Below are 17,484 nucleotides of genomic sequence, written 5' to 3' on the forward strand. Positions count from 1 at the left end.
CATGGGGGGCCGGCCGCACGGGGCCAGCCCTGCTTTCAATCGGGCAGCAAAAACGCACGCACGTGCTGCGCGGCCATGTCCGGCTGCTCTTGCATGAAACAGTGGCCGCCAGGCACCTGCAAGGCTTGCACCGCATCGTTCATGGCCTGCCACCGCGCGACTGACTCGGTGACGAAAGGGAAGGTTTTTTCAGCGTACAACACCATCGTGGGCGTGCGCACCTTGCCCAGCAAGCCCCACAGCCTGTCTGGTGCCGAGCTGAAAATGTCGGCTTCGCGGCTGGGGCGGCATTTGAGTTCCACCCCGCCGTCTGCCGAATCCTTGAGTGCGTGCGTCACGAAGGCCTGCAAGGCATCGTCCGCCCAACCTTTGTAGACCCCTCTGCTGTGCAGCAGCGTGAAGGCCTCTTCACGGCTGGACCAGTGCTTGCGGCGGGCGCGGGCTTGTCGGGCCAGGGGCGTGTGCCTGGTGACCCCGGTCAATTCACCGACCGACATGCCCATGATCATGGCGGGCGTGAAGATCACAGGGTCCAGCAGCACGGCCCGCATGAAACGCTGGCGTTGCTCGCCCAGGATCAGGGCCGTCAGCACGCCACCAAAGCTGTGGCCGGCCGCGTAGTGCGGCACGCCGGCAAACGCAGCCCCCTGGGCATCCAGGGCCTCCATGGCCAGTGCGGCATTGCGGTTCCAACCCAGAAAGCGACCGCCGTGGTCACTGTCGCCATGGCCTTGCACGTCGCACAGCCACAGGTCGAAGTCATTGCTCAGCTGGCGCAGCATGGGCTCGTACATGCGTCCGCAAAACCCATTGCCATGGAGAAAGTGCAGCAGGGGTTTGCCGCTGGGCGGCGTGTGCCAGCCTCGGAGGGTGAAGCCTTCGCGCGTGGCGTGGCACCAGGGTAACAACTGCATGAGAGAAGGGGCGCTTGAGCGCGCATCTGTTGACATTAGGGGGTGTGCCGTCAAAAGCCATTGTGCCAACATCAATTCATCAGATGTCAAGGTCACGGAGGAGGCCTGTATGCCAAGAAGCAAGAACCCCATTGTCATTGTCCATGGTTGGTCAGATACGTCCGACTCCTTCAAGCCTTTGGCCCAGTGGCTGAAGGGGCAGGGGTTCAAGACCGTCAACCTGTTTCTGGGGGACTATCGTTCGATGGACGACGACGTCACCATCGATGATGCCGCCAGGGCCATGGAGGCCGCGGTGAGGGCGCAGATCAAGGCCGGCAAGCTCACCCTGCCGTTTGACTTGATCGTGCATTCAACGGGCGGGCTGGTTTGCCGGACATGGTTGTCTGCCTATTACACCGGTGTCCAGCCCGCTGGCATGCCGGTTCAGCGCCTGGTGATGCTGGCGCCGGCCAACTTCGGCTCGGTGCTGGCCACAGCGGGCCAGACCGTCTTGGGTCGCGTGGTCAAAGGCTGGGGGCATGGCTTTCACACCGGCAAGCAGATGCTGAATGGCCTGGAGCTGGGCTCGCCATTTCAGTGGGACCTGGCCTTGCGCGACCTGTTCCAGCTTGAGCACGCAGGCACGGGCACGATCTACGGGCAGGATCTGGTGTGGCCATTCGTGCTGGTGGGCTCCATGCCGTATCAGCATGGCCTGCGGCAAATGGTCAACGAGCACGGCAGCGATGGCACGGTGCGCGTAGCGGCGGCCAACCTGAACGCGTATGGCGCCACGCTGAACTTCACCAACCCCGCTTCGCCCACTGTGCTGGGCATGACGCTGGCCAACAACCAGGCTGCGGTGCACACAGGTGCGTTCACGCCATGGCTGCGCCGGTATGACGAGGCCATGGCCTTCCCGCTGGGCGTGATGAACCGACGTGACCACGCCAGCATCACCGACCCCTCCGTCAAAGGCGATGAAGAGTCAGATGCCGAGCAAAAGCTTTTTCAGGACTATCTGCTGCAAGCGCTGAGCTGCCCCAGCTACGCCGACTACCAGGCCATGGAGCAGGCCTGGCGCGCACACTCCGATGAGGTCCAGGAGCATGCAGCGGCCGACGACGACCATCACATGCACCTGCAACTCAACGTCTTCGTGGTGGACGAGTACCAGAAGCCGGTGACGGACTACCTCATCGAGTTCCTGGCACCCAATTACAAGCAGACGACCGACCTCACGGGCATCTTTCATGACAAGGTGATCCAGGACGTTCACCCCTGCACGCAAAACGCCGCCTTGAAGACCATCTTCATCAACCGGCAGCACCTGTTTGACCTGTTTTATGAGCGGATTCCCGATGGGCAACCCAAGGAGTTGCGTCTGAGCATCAGTGCCTCGGCTCCCGGTGACAACGTGCATTACTTCAGTGAGGCCTATGGGGCTGAAGGCGAGTTCGTCGTGCACTCGGTGGACGAGGCCTCGCGTTGGTTGCGGCGTAATGCAACCCATTTTCTGAAGATCGTCATTCCTCGTCAGCCGGCGAGCAAAGTGTTCACACTCAAACCCGCCTGAGGTGTAAAAACCGCCCCCTCCCTGAAAGTGGTGCCCGGCTTCTGGTAGAAACCGGGCAGTGCTTTTAATGCACCTGGTTGATACACACAGACAGGAGGGGCGTCATGCCCGCAAGGATCGTTCGTCAAGGTCGCTGGCTCGCGCTGGCGGTGGTTGCGCTGGCAAGCGCAGGCTGGCTGCATTCCCGGGCTGATGGTGGCAAAGGCAAGCCTGTCATGGTGGCGGCGGCAGAGCCTGTGTCCTCCGCGGCCAAGGCGGCCTTGAGTGTCCAGATCGTGCGCCCGCAGACCGGGCAATGGCCCATGGCGCTGACGGCCAATGGCGCGATCGCCCCCTGGCAGGAGGCGGTCATTGGCGCCGAGTTGTCCGGGCTGCGCCTGTCGACCGTGGCGGCCAATGTGGGCGACAAGGTGTCGCGCGGGCAAGTGCTGGCCACCCTGCAGGCCGATTCCGTTTCAGCGGATGCGAACAACGCACGTGCCGCCTTGCAGGAGGCCGAGGCCTTGATGACCGAGGCGCGCGCCAATGCCGATCGTGCCCGCACCCTGCATGGCAGTGGCGCATTGAGCCTGCAGGATTCGCAGCGCGCCCTGACCGCCGAGCAGACGGGCAAGGCCCGTGTGGACGCCGCCAAGGCCATGCTGGCCACCCAGGCGTTGCGCCTGCGCCAGACCCGCATCGTGGCGTCTGATGACGGGGTGATTTCGGCCAGGCTGGCCACGGTGGGCGCTGTGGTGCAACCGGGGCAGGAACTGTTTCGCCTGATCCGCCAGAGCCGTCTGGAATGGCGCGCAGAAGTGCCTTCGGCTGACCTGCAGCGCATCAAGCCCGGCATGGTGGCCGTGGCCACGCCGCCCGGTGGCGCCGCCGTGCAAGGCCGCGTGCGCATGGTCGCCCCGACGGTGGACGCCACCACGCGCAATGGCCTGGTCTATGTGGACCTGCCCGCCTCGGCCTTGGGCGCCGGTGTGCGCGCCGGCATGTTCGCGTCAGGCCGCATCGAGCTGGGTCAGTCGCAAGGCCTGACCTTGCCCCAGACCGCCGTGTTGTTGCGCGATGGCTTCAGCTACGTCTTCAAGGTCAGCCCGCAAGGCGTGGTCTCGCAGGTCAAGGTGAGCGTGGGCCGCCGCGTGGGTGACCGCGTCGAGATCCTGCAGGGGCTGGACGCCCAGGCCGATGTCGTGGCTTCTGGCGTGGGCTTCCTCACCGATGGCGACAGCGTGCGCATCGTGAAGGGCCAGTCATGAACGTCTCGGCCTGGTCGATCAAGAACCCGATCCCTGCCGTCCTGCTGTTCATCATGCTCACGCTGTGGGGCCTGATGGGCTTTGGCGGGATGAAGATCCAGAACTTCCCGGACATCGATCTGCCCACGGTGACGGTCACGGCCAGCCTGCCAGGGGCATCGCCCGCGCAGCTGGAGACCGAGGTCGCGCGCAAGCTGGAGAACTCGATCGCCACCTTGCAGGGCATCAAGCACATCTACACCAAGGTGCAGGATGGCAGCGTGCTCGTGTCGGTGGAGTTCCGCCTGGAAAAGCCGACACAAGAGGCCGTGGACGATGTGCGCGATGCCGTATCCCGCGTGCGGGCCGATCTGCCCGGGGACCTGCGTGATCCGGTCATCTCCAAGATGAACCTGTCCGGGGCGCCCATCCTCACGTACACGGTGGCGTCCAAACGCATGGACGACGAGGCCTTGTCCTGGTTCGTGGACAATGCCGTCACCAAGACCATGCTGGCCGTCAAGGGCGTGGGGGCGGTGGCGCGTGTCGGCGGGGTGAGCCGCGAGGTGCGCATCGAGCTGGACCCGGCGCGCCTGCTGGCGCTCAATGCGTCCGCCGCCGATGTGTCGCGCCAGCTGCGCAGCCTGCAGCAAGAGGCTTCGGGCGGGCGCATGGACCTGGGCGGTGGTGAGCAGTCGGTGCGCACGGTGGCCACGGTCAAGTCGGCCGAGGAGCTGGCGGCCATGGACGTGACCTTGTCGGATGGCCGCCATGTGCGGCTGGACCAGATCGCGCATGTGAGCGACACGGTGGCCGAGCGCCGCAGCGCGGCCTTGCTCAATGGCCAGCCGGTGGTGGGCTTCGAGATCACGCGCTCGCGTGGGGCCGGTGAGGTCGAAGTGGCCCAGGGCGTGCGCGCCAAGCTGGCAGAACTCAAGGCGAAGCACCCGGACATCGAGATCACCGAGGCCTTCAATTTCGTGGACCCGGTGGAGGAGAACTACCACGGCTCCATGTACCTGCTGTATGAAGGTGCCATCCTCGCGGTGATCGTGGTGTTCTTCTTCCTGCGCGACTGGCGTGCCACGCTGGTGTCGGCGGCGGCCCTGCCTTTGTCGGTGATCCCGGCCTTCGGCTTCATGCACCTGCTGGGCTTTTCAGTCAATGTGGTGACGCTGCTGTCCCTGTCCCTCGTGGTGGGCATCCTGGTGGACGACGCCATCGTGGAGATCGAGAACATCATGCGCCACCTGGCCATGGGCAAGACGCCCATGCAGGCGGCCATGGAGGCCGCCGACGAGATCGGGCTGGCCGTGATCGCCACCACCTTCACGCTGATTGCGGTGTTCCTGCCCACGGCCTTCATGGGCGGGGTGCCGGGCAAGTTCTTCGTGCAGTTCGGCTGGACGGCGGCCATTGCCGTGTTCTTCTCGCTGGTCGTGGCCCGCATGTTGACGCCCATGATGGCGGCCTACATCCTCAAGCCACCCAAGGGCGAGCATGGCGAGCCGGGCTGGATGCGGGTCTACCTGGGCTGGGCGCGCTGGTGTCTCAAGCACCGGGTCTGGACTTTGCTCATCGTGCTGCTGTTTCTGATCGGCTCCTTTTTCCTGTTGTTCCGGTTGCCCACGGGCTTCATTCCACCCGATGACCTGTCGCAGACACAGGTGTCCCTGTCCTTGCCGCCTGGCAGCACCTTGCAGCAGACCTACAAGATCGCCGAGCAGGCGCGCGAGCTGGTGCAGCGCAACCCGCATGTGAAGCTGGTCTACACGGCCATTGGCGGTGGTGCAGCGGGCAGCGACCCGTTCATGCCGCAAGGCTCGGCGGAGGTCCGCAAGGCCACGCTGACCATCAACATGACGCATCGCAATGACCGCCCTGGCATCAGCAAGCAGGCCATCGAAGGCCAGTTGCGCCAGGCCCTGGAGGTGCTGCCCGGTGTGCGCGTGAACGTGGGCTTTGGCGGTTCTGCCGAGAAGTACATCCTGGTGCTCTCCAGTGAAGACGGTCAGGCCTTGTCGGCCCATGCCGAGGTGGTGGCGCGCGAGTTGCGCAGCATCCCCGGTATTGGCAATGTCGTGTCCACATCCAGCCTGGTGCGGCCCGAGTTGATCATCCGCCCTGACACGGCCCGTGCGGCCGACCTGGGGGTCAACACGGCCACCATTGCCGACACGCTGCGCATTGCCACCGTGGGTGACTACGAGCAAGGCCTGCCCAAGCTGAACCTGTCGCAACGCCAGGTGCCGGTGGTGGTGCGCCTGCCCGATGCGGCGCGCACGGACCTGGATCTGCTGGCACGCTTGCCCGTGCCCGGCGCCCGTGGATCGGTGCCGCTGGGCAACGTGGCCTCACTCTCGCTGGACAGCGGCCCGGCGCAGATCGACCGTTACGACCGCCAGCGCAACATCAACTTCGAGATCGAGTTGAACCAGCAACCGCTGGGTGAAGTGCAGAAGCAGGCCCTGGCGCTGCCCAGCCTGCGCAACCTGCCTCCGGGCATTGCGCAGTCGACGGTGGGTGATGCCGAGGCCATGGGCGAGCTGTTTGCCAGTTTTGGCCTGGCCATGCTGACGGGTGTGCTGTGCATCTACATCGTGCTGGTGCTGCTGTTCAAGGGCTTTGTGCAGCCGATGACGATCCTGGTGGCCCTGGTGTTGTCCATCCCGGGGGCGTTCGTGGCCTTGTATGTGACGCAGACGGCCTTGTCCATGCCGTCGATGATCGGCCTGATCATGCTGATGGGCATTGCCACCAAGAACTCGATCCTGCTGGTGGACTATGTGCTGATCGCGCGCAACGAGCATGGCTTGCCGCGCTGGGAGGCCGTGGTGGACGGTTGCCGCAAGCGGGCGAGGCCCATCATCATGACGACGATTGCGATGGGGGCGGGCATGATGCCGATTGCCCTGGGCATTGGCGTGGACCCGAGTTTCCGGGCACCGATGGCGATCGTGGTGATCGGTGGGTTGATCACGTCGACCTTCCTGAGCTTGCTGGTGATCCCGGTGGTGTTCACGTTTGTGGATGACCTGATCCAGTGGACGGGGCGCTTGGTGAGGCGCCAGCCTCCTGTGGTGGTGGATGAGGGGCTGGAGGCTTGATGCTTGAGGCGCGCCTTGTCGGTGCACCGCAGGGCGGGGCTGAGTCGGTAACCGGTTGGGCTCATATGTTGGCGGTCCCGCTGTGCGGGACTGCACTGCGGTACTCGCGGCAAGCTTGCGCTGGAAAACTCCCTGCGCGGCCTGCAGCCGCTACGGTCAAACAGTTCCAGCGGGTCAGTTAAGGAAGCGTGCTGCGCACGCCAAGCTTGCCGCTGCGTTCCTCGTCGCCAACAAAATCGCCCAGCCGGCCACCGAGTCAGCCTTGTCCCACCCTGCTCGATGCATGCCATCGCCGAGTCCTGGTGTGCCTCGGGCTTTGCGCATTGGGCGGTAGGTAAGGTCGCGCTATCGTGAGTGCCAGTGCCAGTGCCAGTGCCAGTGCCAATCGAAAGCGATCCTCCCTGTGCACGGCAGCGCGATGCCGTCGAAGTACGGCGAGCGGGGCGGATAAGGGATGTGGCGGTGGCGGCTGGGCGATTTTGGTGGCGTCGCAGGCGCGCAGGGAGGCTCAGGTTTGCCCCTTGTCGCAGACAAGGGGATGGCGAGGATGTTTGAGCTGCCGAAGGCAGCGAGTTCCGCAGCCACCTGAGCCGGACGAGCACCGTAGAGCAGTCCCGCGTAGCGGGACCGTTACCATATGAGCCCAGCGGCCGCCGCCACGTCCCCCGCCTCGCGGTGTACCGGGAAAGCGCTCACATCATCAAACGCCAAGTACAGCCCATGAAAAAAGGGCCCCATCACTGGAGCCCCTTCGTCATCACCGGCCCAAGCCGGCTGTGCTGAAGATCAAGCGATCAAACGCGCTCGATGACCATGGCAATACCCTGACCGCCACCAATACACATCGTGATCAGGGCATAACGGCCACCCGTGCGTTGCAGCTCATAGATGGCCTTGGTCACCAGGATGGCGCCCGTGCCGCCCACAGGGTGGCCCAGCGAAATACCCGAACCATTGGGGTTGACCTTCTCGTTGTCCAGCCCCAGCTCCTTGGCCACGGCGCAGGCTTGTGCCGCAAACGCTTCGTTGGCTTCGATCAGGTCCATGTCGGCCACCGTCAGGCCAGCCTTGGCCAGCGCATTGCGCGAAGCAGGCACAGGGCCGATGCCCATGTACTCGGGCTCCACGCCAGCATGGCCGTAAGACACCAGGCGGGCCAGCGGCTTCAGGCCCAGGGCCTTGGCCTTTTCAGCCGAGGCCATCACCACGGCACCGGCGCCGTCGTTCAGGGTCGAGGCATTGCCAGCGGTGACCGTGCCCTCTTCCTTCTTGAAAGCCGGCTTCATCTTGGACAGGGCGTCGACCGTGGTGTCAGCCTTCACGCCTTCGTCGGTGTCAAACAGCACCACGCCCTTGCGCGTCTTGATCTCCACAGGGACGATCTGGTCCTTGAAGATGCCGGCGGCGATGGCCTTGGCAGCGCGCTGTTGCGACTGCACGGCGTAAGCATCTTGCTGGGCGCGGGTGATGTCGTAGCGGTTGGCCACGTTCTCGGCCGTGATGCCCATGTGGATGTTCAGGCGCGGGTCGTGCAGGGCACCCAGCATGAAGTCCAGCATCTTGACGTCACCCATGCGGGCACCCCAGCGGTTGCTGGTGACCAGGTAAGCACCACGGCTCATGGACTCGGCACCGGCACCCACGGCGACTTCGCAGTCTCCCAGCAGGATGGACTGGGCAGCCGACACGATGGCCTGCAGGCCCGAACCGCACAGGCGGTTCACGTTGAAGGCGGGGGTTTCTTGCGGCACGCCGGCGTTCAGGGCAGCCACGCGGCTGATGTAGGCGTCTTGCGGCACGGAGGGGATCACGTTACCCAGCACCACATGGCCCACTTCCTTGGGCGCGACACCAGCGCGCTCCAGGGCGGTTTTGATCACAAGTGCGCCCAGATCGGCAGGGGGAATGTCCTTGAGCGAGCCACCGAAGCTGCCGATGGCGGTACGGGCGGCGCCCACGAAGACGACTTCACGAGTCATGTTGTGTTCCTTCCAGGGGGGATGGGGGTAAACGAATCTGATAGGTCCGAATCTGACGGGTTCAATTGTCAGATTATGCGCCAACGGCGCCAATCCGAGGTCAATCCATCATGATGCGCTCATTTTGGCCGATCAGCCGTCACCCGGCTGTCGCTCATCTGTCGTTCAGCCATTGCCCAGGGCCAGCAGGCGGTCAACCCGCTCGCGGCTGACACCCAGCACGGCCGGCCCGATGCTGCGCCATTGTTCGTAGGCTGGCTGCTGACCCAGGCGGGCGAAGTCCTGCACAAAGCTTTGCGCCCACTGCCCATCTACCGGTGCCTGATTCTGGTTCAACGTGTCGCTGATGGTGGTCAGTGCCCGGGCCACGCTGCTTTGCGACTGTTTGACGACTTGCTGGGCCTGCACCACGTTTTGCAGCGTCTGGCGCAGCTCGTTGCTGTCTCCGACGCGCCATGAATCGGGGCGCAAGGCGGCCTGTTCGGGCTCCAGTTTCACGCGGTGGAACTGGCTGGCGGGGAAGCGGATGCCGCCACCGCGAACGCCGAAGCCACTTTCGGTCGATGACCAGTTGGCCTCCGGGACGGACAAGGTCGGCTCGCCCTGGGCATCCAGGCTGACACGGATGCCGGCCACGCCCAGGGTCTGGTCGAGCTTGTGGATGCGGGCCTGGAGCGGCTGGTCGGCTTCCAGCACGGCGGTCACGATGCGCCGGTCGGGCTGGTCGGCGCCGGTGGTGAAGGACAGGGTCTCTTTTTCATGGCGCTGCAGCGTGGCGGCGTCCAGGCCCCTGACTTTGAAGGTCTGTCGGCTTTGTCCGTCGGCCTGGAAGCGCAACTGGCTGTCGAGGCTGCCGCTGCTGGCCTGCGGGCGCTGTTGCCACAGGCGGTTGAAGTCGGCGAGCTTGTTGTTGAGCTGGCTGAGCTGTTGGGCGGCGGGGGCCTCAGGCGCAGCTTGGCTCAAGGTGGCGCTGAGCTCGCGCTTGAGGGACTCCAACTGGGTCTGAAGCTGGCCGAGGTAACTCAGCGCCTGCTGGCTTCGGCCGACTTGCTGGTTGAGCTGGGGGGCGAGCGCGCGCAGGCCTGACTGCGTGCTACCGGGCAGGGCGCGCAGTGGCGCGGTGGCATTGGGCCCCGAGGGCGTGGCGGTGTCCAGCCCCCTCACGCCCTGGCCAGGCGCGAGCGGCTCCGGGCGGCCTTGGGTGCCGTCCATCTGGCCGAGGCTGCCAAGACTGCTATTGCTGCCCATACTGCCCAGAGGCAGCGTCGTGATCTGCATGTTCGGGTGTCAGCCTGTGGTCACAACACGTTGAAGAGCGACAATGCACTCACCTTGCTGTAGGCCTTTTGCGTGGCCTGTACCGCGGTGGTGTAGCCGTTGAGCTTGACCGCCGCGTCACCGTAGTCGAGCTGGCCCAGCGACAGGTAAGCCTGCTTGTTGGACAGGCTGACATTGGCATGGTTGGTGTCGAGCGTGTCCAGGATGTTCTGGGCGCCGCCCAGTCGGGCGACCTTGCTGCTGATGGCGCCCATGGTCGTGTCGATCATGGTCAGCGTGGTGGCCAGCTGGGTGTGCACCGCCGGCGCGCTCACATTCACACCGGGTGTCTGCAAGGTGGCAATGGTGCTGTCGAGCTGGTTGAGCATGCCCGCCATTTCCTGCAAGGTGACGTTGGCCACCTGGGTGACGCCGTTGCCCACCACGACCTTCTGGTCTGCAAGGTTGCCGTTGAAGCTGTAGCGCGAGCCGGGCACCGCAGCGGCGTTGAAACCGACGGTGGCAGTGGACGTGAGCGTGCCAGAGAACAAATAGCGGCCTTCCTGGTCCTGGCTGTTGGCGGCGAAGTAGAGGCTGTCGCGCAGGGCTTCCAGCGAGCTGGCCATGGCGGCCACGTCGGCCGAGTTGTTGCCCCCGTCGGCGGCCCAGACCATGAGGTCGCGTGCCTGCTGCATGTCGCCATTCATGCTGGTCAGCAGGGATTCGTTTTGCTGCAGCCGGCTCTTGAGCGCGCCGATGTTGTCGCGGAACTGGCTCAAGGCGGCGTCCTCACGGGTCAGGCGGGACAGGCGCACGCTGGTGATCGGGTCGTCCGAGGGTTTGAGCAGCTTTTGCCCGGAGGCAATCTGCTGCATCACGTCTTCCAGCTTGGACGATGCGTTCTGCATCGCCGTGTTCATGGTCGAGTGGTACTGGGTGCTGGCAATGCGCATGGCTTAGCCTCCGCTCATCATGGACAGGGTGCTGTTGAACAGGTCATTGGCGACCGAGATCACCTTCATATTGGCCTGGTACATCTGCTGGTACTGCATGATGTTCATGGCCTCTTCGTCGGTGTTCACGCCGCTGGTGGACTTCCAGCTGGCCTCGGACTGGTCCCGCACCGTCTGGGCCGTGCTCAGGGCCGCCTGGTTTTGCTGGCTTTGCATGGCCAGGCCGCTGGTCAGCTGGGTGTAGACATCGCCCATCAGCACATTGCCCAACGAGGTCACGGTCACCGGCTGCTTTTTGAGGTCGATCAGGGCGAGCAGGTTGTCGTTGTTGCCGGGCAGGGTGGGGTCTGATGAGAAGGCCAGGTCCTGCGAGACGACGCCGGGGCGCACCGCCAACATATTGGTCGAGCTGGTGGCGTCGAACACGAACAAGGGCGTGCCGGGGGTGCCATCCAGGGCGTAGCCGCTGCCCAGCTGGTTGTTGACCTTGGTGGCAATCGCGTTGGCCGTGTCGGTGATGGATTGCATCAAGGGGCTCAGGACGCGGTGCTCGAAGTCATCAAGGCCACCGAGCTGCCCCCCCAGGTTCTGGCTGATCAGCGCAAACGATTCCTTGGCGAAGTTCAGCTTGAGCGTCTGCGAGCCATCGGGGTTGCTCTGGATGCTCATGTTCGAGGCCACGCCGCCCACCACCAATGGCTGGCCGCTGCGCAAGGAGACGCTGCGCGTGCCATCGGCCTGGTCCACCACGCCCACGCCCACCAGGCCGGCCAGGGTGTCGATCTTCTGGTCGCGCTCGTCGATCAGGCCGGAAGCGTTGATGCCGGTGGCCTGTGTGGCCGCGATCTTCTGGTTGAGCGTGGCAATGCTGCCGGCCAGGCCATTGATCTGGGAGACGGCCGCTGTGCGTTGCTGGTAGACGGCCTGACGCTGGTTGGACAGCACGGTGTTGAGGCTGTTGAAGCGCTGGGACAAGGCCTCTGCCGAAGTCAGCACCTGCTGGCGAAGGGGGCTGGAGGTGGGCTCCACGCTGGCGGCATTGAGCGCGCCGAAGAAGGCGTCCAGGCCGTTGTTGATGCTGGAGGCGTCGTCCCCCATCACCTGTTCGAGCTGGGTGAGGTAGGGCTGGGCGGTGCTGCGCTGCCCCAGGGTGGAGGCCGACTGCCACATCTGCAGGCTCTTGTAGCTGTCGCTGAAGCGGATCAGGGCGGGGACCGTGACCCCGGCACCGGCCGACAGGCTGCCACTTTGTTGCGGTTGCACCGTGGCGATCACCACGCCCTGGCGGGTGTAGCCGGGTGTCATCACGTTGGCGATGTTCTGGCTGGCCGTGCTCAAGGCGGCCTGGGCGGCCAGGGCACCGGACAAGGCATTCTGGATGACGGTCATGGCGGTGTGGATCCTGGCGGTGGTGTTGTTGTTGGTTCAAGGCGACCGTTTCAGCATGAACATGAAATGCCATGCCGCCGCTGGTGTGAAGGATTCAACGCTTTTCGATCGCCTTGGTGCCTGATGCCGCATCGGGCAGCAGCTGTTTGAGGATGGCATCGGCCACGCCAAAGGCGCGTTGCCCGGCCAGGGCGTCGGCCACGGCCGTGTCGGCGATGTCCAGCATGTCGCTGTTGACCTTGTTCTTGAAGACGCTGTCTTCGTCGGCCAGCTCGTTGGTGGTGCGCCGCATCTGCTTGAGCACCTCGCCAATGAACATGCTTTCGAACTTCACGGCGGCCTTTTCGACCTTGCTGCGGTCGGCGGCGCTCATGGCGGGTGCGACAGGGGCGTCCTGGTCAGCCTTGTCGGGTGTGAGGGCGGGCAGGCGAGGGTCGAGGGTGGTCATGGTGGCGTCCTCAGATCACGATCAGTTCGCCGTCGATGGCGCCAGCCTGGTCCAGCGCCTGCAGGATGGACATGATGTCGTCCGGCGTGGCGCCCGTGCTGTTGATGGTGTCGATGATGGTCTGCAAGTCGACCCCACCCGGCCACTTGAACATGTGAGCGGCACCCTGGTCGACCGACACGCTGGACTGCGGCGTGGCCATGGTCTGGCCGCGGCTGAAGGGGGCAGGCTGGCTGACGTTCTGGCTTTCCGAGATCACCACCTTGAGTGAGCCGTGCGTGATGGCCGCAGGCCGCACGGTCACGCCTTGGGCGATCACCACGGTGCCGGTGCGCGAGTTGAAGATGACCTTGGGGATCTCTTCACCCACGTTGATGCGCAGGGCTTCGAGTTGCGCCACGAAGGCCACGCGCTGGGTGCGGTTCTCGGGGGCGACCACCTCGACGCTGGTGGCGTCATCCGTGGTGGCGATGGGGCCGAAGCGGCGGTTCACGGCCTCCACGATGTTGGTGGCCGTCTGGAAGTTGGGGCGCTTGAGGCTCAGGCGCACGGTGGGGCGCGTGCTGAAATCGGTCTCGATTTCGCGCTCGATGGTGGCGCCATTGGGGATGCGGCCGGATGTGGGTGTGTTGACCGTCACGCTGGAGCCGCTGTTGCCTTGCGCGGCCAGGCCGCCGACCACCAGGTTGCCCTGGGCCAGCGCGTAGATTTCCCCGTCAGCGGCCTTCAGGGGGGTGAGCAACAGCGTGCCGCCGCGCAGGCTCTTGGCATCGCCCAGCGAGGACACGGTGATGTCGATGGTCTGGCCCTTGCGGTAGCCGGGCGGGAAGCTGGCGCTGATCATGACGGCGGCCACGTTCTTCATCTTGGCCTCGTTGCGCTCGGGCAACTTGACGCCAAATTCCTTGAGCAGGTTGGTGACCGACTGGCCCGAGTACTTGGCCTGGCTGCTGTCACCCGTGCCTTGCAGGCCCACGATGAGGCCGTAGCCGATCAACTGGTTCTCGCGCACGCCTTCGATGCTCACCAGTTGCTTGAGGCTGTGCGCGCCGCCGCTGCCGGGCATGGCCATGGCGGTGCGCGCACCAGCGGCTGCAGCGGGTGCGGCTTGCGCGCTGAGGCCGTGCAGGGCGAGGCTGCAACCCAGGGTCAGGGCCGCCAAACGTGTCGATACAGAGAAGGTGATCATGATCAGGCCAAGCTCCCGTCAGAAGGGCATCCAGGGGCTGTTGAAAAAGCGCGTGAGCCAGCCCGCGGTGTTGGCGTCGGCCAGCGAGCCCTTGCCGGTGTAGGCGATGCGGGCGTTGGCGATGCGCTGCGAGGACAGGCGGTTGTCGGTGTCCACGTCGGCAGCGCGCACATAGCCACTGAGCCGGATGATTTCTTCACCCTGGTTCAGCGTCAGGCTCTTGTCACCGCGGATCTGCAGCAGGCCGTTGGGCAGCACATCCTGCACGACCACGGTGATGGCGCCTTGCAGCGCGTTCTGCTGTGTGCTGGTGGCGCTGCCGTTGAAGTCGCGCTGTGCAGACACGCCCACATTGGTCTTGAAGGTGTTGTTGCCGATGGTGGTGGGGGCGATGTCCGCGCTGCTGCTCTTGCCGAACTTGGTGTCGGCCTTCTTGCTGGCCTGCGTGGTCTCTTCCAGCAGGATGGTCAGCACATCACCAGGGCGGAAGGGGCGGTGGTCGGCGGTGAGCGAGCCGGCCATCTCCGGCACGAACACGCCGCCGGACTTGCCTTTGCGCATCGGGGCCGTGTTCGTGGGTGGAGGCTCGTCGGGTGTGGGCTCGGGGGGCAGGGGCATGCTGCCGCAACCCACCAGCAGCGACAGCAACACAGCCCCGAGGGCAGCCAGCAGCGGGTGTGTCATCGTGAGGCTTGCGACAGGTATTGCAGCATGTTGTCCGCGGCGGACAGCACCTTGGTGTTCATCTCGTAGGTGCGCTGCGCGGCGATCATGTCCACCATCTCTTCAACCACCTGCACATTGGAGCCTTCCAGCGCGCCTTGCTTGAGCTTGCCCAGGGCATCGGTGCCGGGGTCGCCTTCAGTGGGGGCGCCGCTGGCAGCGGTCTCTTGATAGAGGTTGTCGCCCATGGCGCGCAGGCCGGCTGGGTTGAGAAAGCCCGCCAGCTTGATCTGACCCAGCTCCTGTGGAGCGCTGGCACCGGCCACCGTGGCCGACACGACGCCGTTGTCACCGATGGTCACGGCGGTGGCGTTGGCTGGCACGGTGATCTCGGGCTTGATGGCCAGGCCCTGGGCGTTGACCAGCTTGCCGTCCGCATTGAGCTGCAGCTGGCCGGCGCGGGTGTAGGCCACGTCACCGCTGGGCATGCTCACCTGCAGGAAGCCGTTGCCGACGATGGCCAGGTCCAGCGACTGGCCGGTGCTTTGCAGGCTGCCGGTGGTGAACACCTTCTGCGTGCCCAGCAGGCGGGTGCCGTTGCCCAACTGGATGCCGGAGGGGGCAACGGTGTTGTCGTCGCGCTGGGTGCCGGGCTGCTGTTCGATCTGGTAGAACAGGTCGCTGAAGACGGCACGGTCACGCTTGAAGCCGACGGTGTTGACGTTGGCCAGGTTGTTGGCGATGGCTTGCAGCTTGGCGTCTTGGGCTTGCACGCCGGTCTTGCTGATCCACATGGCTGGGTTCATGAGCTGCTCCTGGTGAGAGGTCTGGGTATGTTCGGTGAAGTACGGCTTGAACGTGAACGAACTTATTCACGGATCAGGCGATTGCCTGTGTCGGCCATGGAGTCCGCGGCCTTGTAGAGCTTCATTTGCAGCTCGAAGTCACGGTTGAGCGTCATGGTGGCGACCATCTCGTCAATGGCCGACACGTTGCTGCCTTCCAGGTGGCCGCTTTGCACGCGCACGGACTCGTTGCTGGGCAGCGGGTCACCACTGCGCGAGACGATGAGGCCCGCTTCGTTCTTGGTCAGCGAGCCCGGCGGGGCGGTGACGAGCTTGAGCTTGTCTACCGGCTGCATGGTCTCCTGGCCGGGGGGCTGGATGGAGATGGTGCCGTCTTGCGAGATGGCCACGCGGGTGAAAGGAGGCAGGGTGATGGGGCCGCCATCGCCCATGACCGGGTGGCCATTGGCCAGCAGGCCACCTTCGGCATCCAGCGAGAACGCACCGGCGCGGGTGTAGGCCTCGCCTTGCTGCCATTGCACGGCAAAGAAGCCGGGGCCGGTGATGGCCACGTCCAGTTCACGGCCGGTTTCGCGGTTGGCGCCTTCGCGCGAGGTCACGGCGTTGGTCTGCATGCCGCTCACATGGCGGGCATCGAAGCCATAGCCGGGCACGGCCTGGCTGCTGGCCAGCTCCAGGTCGGCGCGAAAGCCGCCGGTTTCCAGGTTGGCCAGGTTGTTGGCGTGCACCTGCTGGGCCCGCATGGCGCGCTCGGCGCCACTCATCACGGTGTAGATCAGTGCGTCCATGGGCGGGTCCTTACACGGCTTGCATCAGTGCCTTGACCAGGTCGTTCTCGGTAGAGATGACTTTGGTGTTGGCCTGGTAGTTGCGTTGGGCAGACATGAGGTTGACCAGCTGGGCGGTCATGTCCACATTGGATTGCTCCAACGCGCCGGTGGTGAGCTTGCCGGCCATGCCGCTGCCGGGCGTGAAGTACAGCGGCGCGCCGGAGTCCACCGAGGTGGTCCAGCTCGTGTCGCTCACCGAGACCAGGGCGTTCTCGTTGGGGAAGGTGGCCAGGGCGATCTTGCCCACGCTTTGCTTCTGGCCGTTGCTGTACTGGGCCATGACGGAGCCGTCTTCCGACAACTGCACGCCGATCATGGTGCCGGAGGCATAGCCATCGGTGGCGTTGACCGAGGTGGTGGCTTCGCCAGCGAACTGCGTGGTGCCGGTGTAGTTCAGGTCGATGGACAGGGCCGCTGCGCCTGCCGGGGTGCCCAGTGCGATGGTGGCCGGGCCCGTGGGCGAGGTCAGCTGCCCGTTGGTGCCGAAGTCCAGCACGGTGGTGCTGGGCAGGTCGGTGCCGTCGAAGGTGTAGTGCGTGGTGACCTGGTTGCTGGCGGTCTTGACGAAGTACTGCGTGACGCTGTGCTGCGAGCCCAGCGAGTCATACACCACCGAGACCATGGAGCCATTGAAGCTCAGCGGGTCGGCCTTGTTGAAGGGGGTGACGCTGGGCGTGGTCCAGTCGGCCGAGAGGTTGCCCACGTATTGCAGCTTGGTGCTGGCTTGCGCGGCCACCTGGCCGGTGGGCACCGTCAGGTCGTTCATGCCGCCCAGCGCGGTGCTGCCGGGGATGGTGGGGTAGCCCTGCACCTTGCGGCCAAAGCTGTCGATGATGTTGCCACTCTTGTCGCTGGAGAAGATGCCCACGCGGCTGTAGAGCATGGCCCCCGACGTGTCCTTGGTGACGAAGAAGCCGCGCCCCTGGATGGAGGCGTCCATGCCCCGGCCGGTGGTGAGCACGCCACCACCGATGTCGATGCTCTGCGTCATCGAGCCGACCTCGGCGCCCGTGGGCTGCGTGCCGGCATACATGGAGGCGAAGTTGGCACGGGTGGACTTGAAGCCGTAGGTGCTGGAGTTGGCGATGTTGTTGCTGATCTGGTTCAGCTCGGCGTTGATGGCGTTGATGCCGGAGAGGGCGATTTCAAAGCTCATGGTGGCTCC

The 17,484-nt window shown here is 64.9% G+C and carries 15 protein-coding genes; 4 read left to right on the plus strand and 11 right to left on the minus strand.

Going from position 1 to position 17,484, the window contains the following annotated elements; all coding sequences use genetic code 11:
* Positions 1-35: 35 nt before the first annotated feature.
* Positions 36-914 (minus strand): alpha/beta hydrolase, encoded by an 879-nt coding sequence (locus tag HY019_RS06820; RefSeq protein ID WP_290689486.1) that lies wholly within the window; start codon positions 912-914, stop codon positions 36-38.
* Between the two features lie 109 nt (positions 915-1,023).
* Between HY019_RS06820 and HY019_RS06825 the strand changes: the two genes are divergently transcribed.
* The 3 genes from HY019_RS06825 to HY019_RS06835 all read left to right on the plus strand — a co-directional run bounded on the left by HY019_RS06825 (position 1,024) and on the right by HY019_RS06835 (position 6,805).
* Complete coding sequence (locus HY019_RS06825; RefSeq protein ID WP_290689487.1) at positions 1,024-2,472, plus strand: hypothetical protein; 1,449 nt, start codon at positions 1,024-1,026, stop codon at positions 2,470-2,472.
* A gap of 104 nt (positions 2,473-2,576) precedes the next feature.
* Positions 2,577-3,719, plus strand: coding sequence for an efflux RND transporter periplasmic adaptor subunit (locus tag HY019_RS06830; protein WP_290689489.1), 1,143 nt, complete (start codon positions 2,577-2,579; stop codon positions 3,717-3,719).
* On the plus strand, positions 3,716-6,805 hold the full coding sequence (locus tag HY019_RS06835; protein WP_290689491.1) for an efflux RND transporter permease subunit: 3,090 nt from the start codon (positions 3,716-3,718) through the stop codon (positions 6,803-6,805). Before HY019_RS06830 ends, HY019_RS06835 begins: the two co-directional genes overlap by 4 nt.
* A gap of 794 nt (positions 6,806-7,599) precedes the next feature.
* Here HY019_RS06835 and HY019_RS06840 read toward each other — a convergent pair.
* From HY019_RS06840 to flgK, 4 genes are all read right to left on the minus strand, one after another.
* Positions 7,600-8,784 carry an acetyl-CoA C-acyltransferase family protein gene (locus tag HY019_RS06840; RefSeq protein WP_290689492.1) on the minus strand — a complete coding sequence of 395 codons (1,185 nt, stop codon included), beginning with the start codon at positions 8,782-8,784 and terminating at the stop codon, positions 7,600-7,602.
* A 165-nt stretch (positions 8,785-8,949) separates the two neighbouring features.
* On the minus strand, positions 8,950-10,062 hold the full coding sequence (locus HY019_RS06845; RefSeq protein ID WP_290689493.1) for a hypothetical protein: 1,113 nt from the start codon (positions 10,060-10,062) through the stop codon (positions 8,950-8,952).
* Positions 10,063-10,082: 20 nt separating this feature from the next.
* Complete coding sequence (flgL, locus tag HY019_RS06850) at positions 10,083-10,994, minus strand: flagellar hook-associated protein FlgL (RefSeq protein ID WP_290689495.1); 912 nt, start codon at positions 10,992-10,994, stop codon at positions 10,083-10,085.
* Between the two features lie 3 nt (positions 10,995-10,997).
* Complete coding sequence (gene flgK / locus HY019_RS06855) at positions 10,998-12,383, minus strand: flagellar hook-associated protein FlgK (protein WP_290689496.1); 1,386 nt, start codon at positions 12,381-12,383, stop codon at positions 10,998-11,000.
* On the opposite strand from flgK, the gene HY019_RS06860 reads away from it, so the two are divergent.
* Entirely contained in the window at positions 12,382-12,507 is a 126-nt protein-coding gene (locus HY019_RS06860) for a hypothetical protein (protein ID WP_290689498.1), read from the plus strand. The genes flgK and HY019_RS06860 overlap by 2 nt on opposite strands.
* On the opposite strand, the gene HY019_RS06865 is transcribed toward HY019_RS06860, so the two are convergent.
* From HY019_RS06865 to HY019_RS06890, 6 genes are all read right to left on the minus strand, one after another.
* Complete coding sequence (locus HY019_RS06865) at positions 12,478-12,831, minus strand: rod-binding protein (protein ID WP_290689500.1); 354 nt, start codon at positions 12,829-12,831, stop codon at positions 12,478-12,480. The genes HY019_RS06860 and HY019_RS06865 overlap by 30 nt on opposite strands.
* Positions 12,832-12,841: 10 nt before the next feature.
* Positions 12,842-13,903 (minus strand): flagellar basal body P-ring protein FlgI, encoded by a 1,062-nt coding sequence (locus HY019_RS06870; RefSeq protein ID WP_290689579.1) that lies wholly within the window; start codon positions 13,901-13,903, stop codon positions 12,842-12,844.
* Between the two features lie 135 nt (positions 13,904-14,038).
* A complete protein-coding gene (gene flgH / locus HY019_RS06875; protein WP_290689501.1) occupies positions 14,039-14,704 on the minus strand; it encodes a flagellar basal body L-ring protein FlgH in 666 nt (221 codons plus the stop codon).
* Complete coding sequence (flgG, locus tag HY019_RS06880; RefSeq protein ID WP_290689503.1) at positions 14,701-15,489, minus strand: flagellar basal-body rod protein FlgG; 789 nt, start codon at positions 15,487-15,489, stop codon at positions 14,701-14,703. The genes flgH and flgG overlap by 4 nt, the downstream gene beginning before the upstream one ends.
* A gap of 62 nt (positions 15,490-15,551) precedes the next feature.
* The gene (locus HY019_RS06885; RefSeq protein WP_290689505.1) at positions 15,552-16,277 is read right to left on the minus strand and encodes a flagellar basal body rod protein FlgF; all 726 of its coding nucleotides are present in this window, start codon (positions 16,275-16,277) and stop codon (positions 15,552-15,554) included.
* A gap of 10 nt (positions 16,278-16,287) precedes the next feature.
* Positions 16,288-17,475: a flagellar hook-basal body complex protein gene (locus HY019_RS06890; RefSeq protein ID WP_290689507.1), complete on the minus strand. Its 1,188-nt coding sequence runs from the start codon at positions 17,473-17,475 to the stop codon at positions 16,288-16,290.
* Between the last annotated feature and the right edge of the window lie 9 nt (positions 17,476-17,484).

This window comes from Aquabacterium sp., from assembly GCF_016195855.1.
Lineage (GTDB): Bacteria > Pseudomonadota > Gammaproteobacteria > Burkholderiales > Burkholderiaceae_C > Aquabacterium.